This is a genomic window from Yersinia similis (genome assembly GCF_001053095.1).
GTDB lineage: Bacteria > Pseudomonadota > Gammaproteobacteria > Enterobacterales > Enterobacteriaceae > Yersinia > Yersinia similis.
Genome location: NZ_CGBP01000096.1, coordinates 1 through 834, shown reverse-complemented (window position 1 = coordinate 834; position 834 = coordinate 1). Strand labels below are relative to the sequence as shown.

Genomic DNA, 834 nt, shown 5'->3' with positions numbered 1-834 from the left:
CCACTGGCGATATCCAGTAATGACGTCTGGCCGAAAGCGCCATTCGCCCCGAGGATCAACTCACCCGCAGTGACGGTGGTCGTTCCCTCGTAACTGTTATTGCCGTTAGCCAAGGTTAAGGCACCATTTTGCGCATCCACCACCAAACCGCCAACACCGGATAACTCCGCATTCAATTCTCTGTTGGCCGTCAAACCGCTTTCGGTCGCCAGCAACAACGCATTAGCGCCATCGACTAACAACTCCAGCGCACTCAGGGTGTAATTCACATATAGGCCGCTGCCGCCGTTACCGTTACTGCTGGTCAGGCCATAATTATGGATGGCATTCGCCACCGTAGACCCGCCCTGTTGGACAGTAGACTGCACCCCTTGTCCAGGGGAAATAGTGGTGCCATTGATCATCAGCTCCAGATCATTGGCATTGCCGGTCACATTATCGGCATCAATCAGTTGCAGCAGAATGTCACCCCGATCCTGCTCAAGGAGCGATACGTTCGGTGGCGTCACCGGATGTTCATTCTCCCAGTTGTCCGCCCCGGTAATGCTGACCGTCCCGCTGTTCAATGCCAGATCGGTGACGGTGACGACCCCGTTAGCCTGAGATTGCGGCGGCGAACCGTCGAATACCAGCGTACCACCACTCAAATCCAGCCCGTGCAGGGTGCGGTCGGTAGTGCCCACCGTGGTCACACTGTCATCCGACAGTTTTAATGTGGCACTGGCCAGTGCCGCCGCGTTATCCGCACTTAAGGCAAAGGTGGTATTTGTCAGATTGACGATCCCACTAAACGCCCCGCCCACCGTCGAACCAAAATCAAACGCGGTGCTGGCA

The 834-nt window shown here is 56.1% G+C and carries 1 pseudogene; it reads right to left on the bottom strand.

Annotated elements, in window-relative coordinates:
- Positions 1-834, bottom strand: a pseudogene (locus AC971_RS22420) (autotransporter outer membrane beta-barrel domain-containing protein); the annotation flags it as partial.